The sequence below is a fragment of the Actinomadura sp. KC06 genome (genome assembly GCF_004348735.1).
Classification (GTDB): Bacteria; Actinomycetota; Actinomycetes; order Streptosporangiales; family Streptosporangiaceae; genus Spirillospora.
In genome coordinates this window covers 46,263-52,292 of sequence record NZ_SMKT01000051.1, presented here as the reverse complement: position 1 = coordinate 52,292, position 6,030 = coordinate 46,263, and the positions used below count along the sequence as shown (strand labels likewise).

The following is a 6,030-nucleotide window of genomic DNA, read 5'->3' as shown; positions in this document are numbered from 1 at the left end:
GGCTGGGGCTGGGGCCATTAAGCAGGGCACGGGCGCGCACCGAAATCCGCTGCGCGAACCGTCCCATACGGCTCCAAGCGCAACCGGACGCGGACGGGGATTCGGACACCGGACGACTGACGCCCGATTCGGCTTGACCACCCCACGGACGGTGATGAAGTCCATACAAACTCACGCGGGCTTCTGTCACGATCGTCTCACCACCGTTTCGAATTCTTGCTGGCCGACGCGGAGGGGTGTCCTCCATCGGCGACTTCATCGGGAGTTCCGCCGCGGGGAGCCACCGGGTACGGCGGCTCCCCGCGGCGGTCGTCCACCCCTTTATTGTGCCGTGACCGACGGCACCGAGCGACCGACCGAATCCTCATCGGCCGGGTCGGTCTCGCGCCTTGGCCGGACCGTCCGGCCGAGGAACGGGGCCCACCAGCCCGCCTTTCCGAAGATCTGCATCAGCGCCGGGGAAAGCAGCAACCGGATGATCGTCGCATCGATCGCGATCGCCACGACACCGCCCACTCCGGTCATCTTCATGAAGGTTACGCCGCCGAGTGCGAAACCGCCGATCACGACGATCAGCAGCAGCGCCGCGGCCGTGATGATGCTGCCGCTGCGCTGGAGCCCACCGATGATGGCCTTGCTGTTGTCGCCCGTGCGATCCCATTCCTCGCGCATCCGCGAGACGAGGAACACCTCGTAGTCCAGGGACAGCCCGAACAGCAGCGTGAAGATCAAGATGAGCTGGTTGGCCTCCAGCTCGCCGGTGGAGGTGAAGCCGAGCACGCCGGCCAGGTGCCCGTCCTGGAACCCCCAGACCACGACGCCGAGCGCGGCGGCGATGGACAGGCCGTTCATCAGCACCGCCTTGATCGGCAAGAGCACCGAACGGAACGCGATGAACAGCACGAACAGCATCACCGCGGTCAGGATCGCCCCCACCACGGGCAGCCGAACTCCCAGGCCGTCGAGGCGGTCGACGAGCGCCGCGCTGGTGCCTCCGACCATCACCTCCCCGCCGGGCGGCGCCGGCAGCTCCCGGATCTCGGTCACCAGCGCCCGCGCTCGATCGGAGGTCGGCGGCACGGACAGCGACACCCGGAACAGGGTGGACGAGCCGCGCGCGGCGGCCGGCCGGACGTTCTCCACGCCCCGCAACCCGCGGATCCCGTCGCCCAGCCGCTGCGCCGCGGCGGGATCGGCGCCGGAGACCAGGACGTCGACGTCGTTGACACCCGGGGCGGGGAAGTCGGCGGCGATCCGCTCCGCGGTCACCCGGCTGCGGGCGTCGGAGGGCAGCATGCGCTCGTCGGCGGCGCCGAGCCGGATGTGCAGCAGCGGCAGCGCCATCACCACGAGCAGCGCGAGCGAGGCGGCGGCGAAGATCACCGGCCGCCGGGTGACGGCGGTGCCCAGCCGGATCCACCGGTCGGGCCCGGTCGCCGGACGCGCCTCGCGGCGGCGCCGTCCTGGCAGCGGAACCCGCCAGGAGTCGACCCGCGGCCCGAGCACCGCGAGCAGCGCCGGAAGGACCGTCAGCGCGCTGACCGCCGCGACCACCACGGTGCCGATGCCGCCCATCCCCATGGAGCGGAGGAACGGCTGCGGGAACAGCAGGAGCGCCGACAGGGCGAGGGACAGGATCAGGCCGGAGACCGCCACCGTGCGCCCCGCGGTCGCCATCGTCGTGCGCACCGCTTCGGGAACGTCCCGTCCGCGGGCCAGTTCCTCCCGGAAACGGCTGACGATGAACAGCGCGTAGTCGATGCCGAGGCCGAGCCCCAGCAGGATAATCACATTGACCGAGAAGATGGAGATGTCGGTGGCGTAGGTCAGCAGCCTGGTGACCAGGAACCCGCCCAGGATCGCCATGCCGCCGACGGCCAGCGGCAGCAGGGCGGCGACCGCCGACCGGAAGATGAACACCAGCAGCACCAGCAGGATCGGCAGGGTGATGGACTCGCCCAGCCCGACGTCCTTGGTCGCTTCGACGTTGAGGTCGTCGTAGACGGCGACCGGACCGCCGATGGTCTGTGCCAGACCCGGCGCCTTGAGGGCGTCCTCGATGTCCTTGAAGCTGTCCACCCTGGCGTTGTTGTCCTTGCCGCGCAGAGTCAGCGCCAGGTAGGTGGCCTTGCGGTCCTCGGCCACGAACACCGGGGCGCCCGTCTGCTGGAACGACAGGACGCGCTCCACCTCGGGCTGCCGGCCGAGCCGGTCGATGACCGGCGCGACGGCCGCCTTGAACCGCGGGTCGTCCACGGTCCACGATCCGCTGGAGTACATCACCAGCAGGTCGACGCGCTGCGGACCCACCTCGCGATCGATCTGCCCGATGGTCTTCTGCGCTTCGGCCTTGGGATCGTCGAACCCGCCATCGGTCAACGCGGTGAAGACCGTGGTCCCCCATGTCGACGCCACGAGCAGGACGCCTCCGGCCAACGCCAGGATCGTCCATCGCAGCCTTACGGCCGCCCGTCCTATGCCTGCGAACACCGCTCCACCCCTCCCGGTTTGGTATGCATGGATCATTCTTGTTACTGCTGATAACTCTTTCAGCACTGCTAACGTGAGTCAAGAGGTAATGTTCTCTTGGGGGTGGAGGCAGCTGATGACAACGGTTCCGAGCAGGCGAGACCGCATCCGTGCCGCGACGGTCGCCGAGATCAAGGAGGTGGCGCGCCGGCATCTGGTGCAGGGCGGGCCGGCCCAGATCTCGCTGCGGGCCATCGCCCGGGAGATGGGGATGACCTCACCGGCGCTGTACCGGTACTTCCCCAGCCTGGAGACGCTGGTGACGGTGCTGACCGGTGACTTCTACGACGAGGTGCGCCTCGTCATGGAGGAGGCGCGCGACGCCGTGCCCAAGGCGGACGCGCTGACACGGCTGCGCGCCGTCAGCCACGCGTTCCGGGAATGGGCGGTCGAGCATCCGGCCGAGTTCGCCCTGATGTTCGGAGCCCCCCTGCCCGCCTTCAGCGATCACTTGACCAGCACGGACATGGCGCAGGCGGCGTGCACCGAGGCCGGCATGCGCTTCGCCCGGGTGTTCTCCAACCTGTTCAACGAGCTCTGGTTCCACCAGCCGTTCCCGATACCCGAGCCGGACGAGATCGCCCCCGACCTGCGCGAGCAGCTCGCGGACGTCGGCGACCGGCTCGGCGGACTGCTGCCGGTCGGCGCCGTCTACGTCTACCTGTCCTGCTGGACCAACCTCTACGGAATGGTCACGATGGAGACGTTCGGGCATCAGCGGTGGGCACTGCAGGACGCGAAGCCGCTGTTCGACGCCAAGCTGGAGGCCATGCTCGGCCGCCTCGTCCCCAGCGAAGTCCCATAACGCGCCCACTGGCTTGAGCACGCGAAAATCCACCCCCCGCCGGAAACGACCTGCCACACCGCCGGGCACGCCCCATCCCGGTCAGCCTCGGTTGGGTGACGGTGCCTTCATCTGGTCCGCCAGGTGTCGCAGGATCCGGCGGCGAGTGGGGCCGATCGAGCCGCGTGGAATGGCCAGCGCGTCGCTGATCGCCTCGTAGCTCATCGGCGGCTCGGTCAACAGCAGCGCCATCAGGGCCTGATGCTGGTCGGGGAGCCGGCGTACGGCCTCCAGCACCCGGGTGGCCTCGCACCGGGTCAGCGCCGTGTCCTCGGGTCCGGGCCCGGAGTCCTCCTGTTCCGACCACAGGCGGGAGTCGCCGACCGGAACCGGCTCGCGGCAGGCCACCACCTTCAGGGCCTCCCGGCGTGATGTGGTGACGAGCCAGCCGCCGATTTTCGCCGGCTCGCGGAGCCCGCCGATGCTCTGCGCGAGGCGGAGCCACGTGGCCTGGCACACGTCCTCGCAGTCGGCCCGGGATAACCGGAGCGACCGGGCGACCGTCCACACGACCGGTGTGAACGTCCTGATCAGGATTGCCCAGGCGCCGGCGTCCCCCGCCGCGCAGCGCCGCACGATCTCCGCTATCTCCGTTGTCTCCGTCCGGCCCTGAATCGGGCCGGATTGTTCCGTGGCTGCGTCGATCTCTGAGTCCATACGATCGCCCCCGCGCCGGTTTGCTCATCGGACTGGTGAAACAAACTGGGCGTATGCTTGCATGTGTGCAGTGGTAAGTAAAGTATCTCTATGTAACTAGGTAGCTACACGTAACCATTCGTATACGTCAAGCCTGGCTTTTCCTCCTGGCCGGGCCAGAAGGGGGCATGTGTGTGATGAACGAGAGTGAGATCATCCCGGCAACGTTCACATCGGGCTTCTCCAGCCTGACCAATGAGGTAATTGAGGAAGACCTTGTGGTGCAGGGCGCACTACCAGGCTGGCTCACCGGGGCCCTGCTGCGCAACGGGCCCGCGCTGTTCGACGCGCACGCCGGCCGGTCGGTCCGGCACTGGTTCGACGGCCAGGCGATGCTGCACCGCTTCACCATCGAAGCGGGCACCGTCACATACACGAATCGTTTTCTGAATTCGCCCGCTTACCGGGCCATTCGCCATGAAGGCCGGATCACTCACGGGGAGTTCGCAACGGACCCGTGCATGTCCATCTTCCGGAGGTTCATCAGCCGTTTCATTCCCGGCCCGAGCGGCGTTCAAGATCGGGAAGCGAGCGTAAACGCCAACGTCAACATCGTCCGGGCCGGTAATCGATCACTCGCGATCACCGAGGCGCCGATGGCCGTGCAATTCGATCCCGGCACGCTGGAGACGCTCGGCGTCGTCGGATACAGCGACGACCTCGATGCGCACACGACGACGGCGCATCCGCACGTCCAGCCGGGCACCGACGACCTGGTGAACGTCTTCCTGCGGTTCTCGCGGGTCAGCGAGTACATGGTCCAGCGGCAGCGCGGCAGCGAGCTCCGGCGGACCCCGATCGGCTCCTACGGCACCGACCTGCCCGGCTACATGCACAGCTTCGCGATCACCGAACGCTACGCCGTGCTGGTCGTCTACCCGTTCGCCGTGAACGCCCTGTCCTTCGTCCTACGTAACCGACCGTTCATCGAGAACTACCGATGGCGGCCGGAGCTGGACACGCGGTTCGTCGTGCTGGACCTCCAGGACGGCTCCATCCGCGGCGAGTTCCATGGACCGCCCCTGTTCGCCTTCCATCACATCAACGCCTTCGAGGACGGCCCCGACGCCATTTCCGTCGACATCTGCGCCTACGAGGACTCCGAAGTGATCGACGCGCTGTACCTGCACCGGCTGCGGGACGGCGCCCCCGTCCCCATGCCGCTGCCGACCCGCTACCGGATCGACATGGCGTCGGGCGAGGTCACGACCCGGCGGCTGTCGTCCGAGCCGCTGGAGCTCCCGCAGATCGCGTACGGGAGCCGGAACGGCCGCGAGTACGAGGTCGCCTACGGCGTCAGCGCGTCCGATCCGGCGGGCGGCGACTTCTTCGACCGGCTGTGCCGGCTGCGCGTCACGACCGGCGACACCCTTCACTGGGACGAACCCGGCTGCTATCCGGGCGAGCCGGTGTTCGTGTCCGCGCCGGACGCCACCGCCGAGGACGACGGCGTGGTGCTGTCGGTCGTCTTGGACGTCGGACGCGGCCGATCCTTCCTGCTGGTCCTCGACGCGTCCACATTCGAGGAGCTCGCGCGGGCCGAGGTGCCGCACGGCATCCCGTTCGGCTTCCACGGCCACTTCACCCCGAACGGCTGACGTCCCGTCCCCGGCCACAGGTCGCCGTCGAAGTCCGCTCCGCGCCGCAGGGGAACCCGTTGGCGGGGGACTCGGAGTGACCCATAGCCGGGGTGTCCGCGCAGGGGCGTCAGCTGTCAGTCGTCCATCACCATGACGTGGGCAAAGTGTGAGCGTCGATCGGTGTGTCGCCGAGCGAGCGATTCACGTCGCGGCGTCAACTTTTCGCGAGGGTCATGGCGAAGGGCGGTCTCGTGCACAACATCGTGGTCGGACGCGCTGAAACCATCGGCGCGTTACGAGCGGTTCGGCCCCTACCCGGTTCCGATGCGCGAGTTCGCGTCCGCCTTCCAGCCGCCTGTACGACGATCCCCCGGTCAACCA

Annotated in this window: 4 protein-coding genes; 2 read left to right on the top strand and 2 right to left on the bottom strand. The window is 68.3% G+C overall.

Annotated features, from left to right (window positions below; genetic code table 11):
- Positions 1 to 321 precede the first annotated feature (321 nt).
- Entirely contained in the window at positions 322 to 2,490 is a 2,169-nt protein-coding gene (locus E1287_RS18375) for an MMPL family transporter (RefSeq protein ID WP_131966180.1), read from the bottom strand.
- A gap of 115 nt (positions 2,491 to 2,605) precedes the next feature.
- On the opposite strand from E1287_RS18375, the gene E1287_RS18370 reads away from it, so the two are divergent.
- Positions 2,606 to 3,334, top strand: a complete 729-nt coding sequence (locus E1287_RS18370) for a TetR/AcrR family transcriptional regulator (protein ID WP_165969076.1) — start codon at positions 2,606 to 2,608, stop codon at positions 3,332 to 3,334.
- A gap of 81 nt (positions 3,335 to 3,415) precedes the next feature.
- Here E1287_RS18370 and E1287_RS18365 read toward each other — a convergent pair whose 3' ends face one another.
- Positions 3,416 to 4,030, bottom strand: a complete 615-nt coding sequence (locus tag E1287_RS18365; RefSeq protein WP_131966178.1) for a sigma-70 family RNA polymerase sigma factor — start codon at positions 4,028 to 4,030, stop codon at positions 3,416 to 3,418.
- A gap of 176 nt (positions 4,031 to 4,206) precedes the next feature.
- Between E1287_RS18365 and E1287_RS18360 the strand changes: the two genes are divergently transcribed.
- Positions 4,207 to 5,667 (top strand): carotenoid oxygenase family protein, encoded by a 1,461-nt coding sequence (locus E1287_RS18360; protein ID WP_207934296.1) that lies wholly within the window; start codon positions 4,207 to 4,209, stop codon positions 5,665 to 5,667.
- The last annotated feature ends 363 nt before the right edge of the window (positions 5,668 to 6,030 follow it).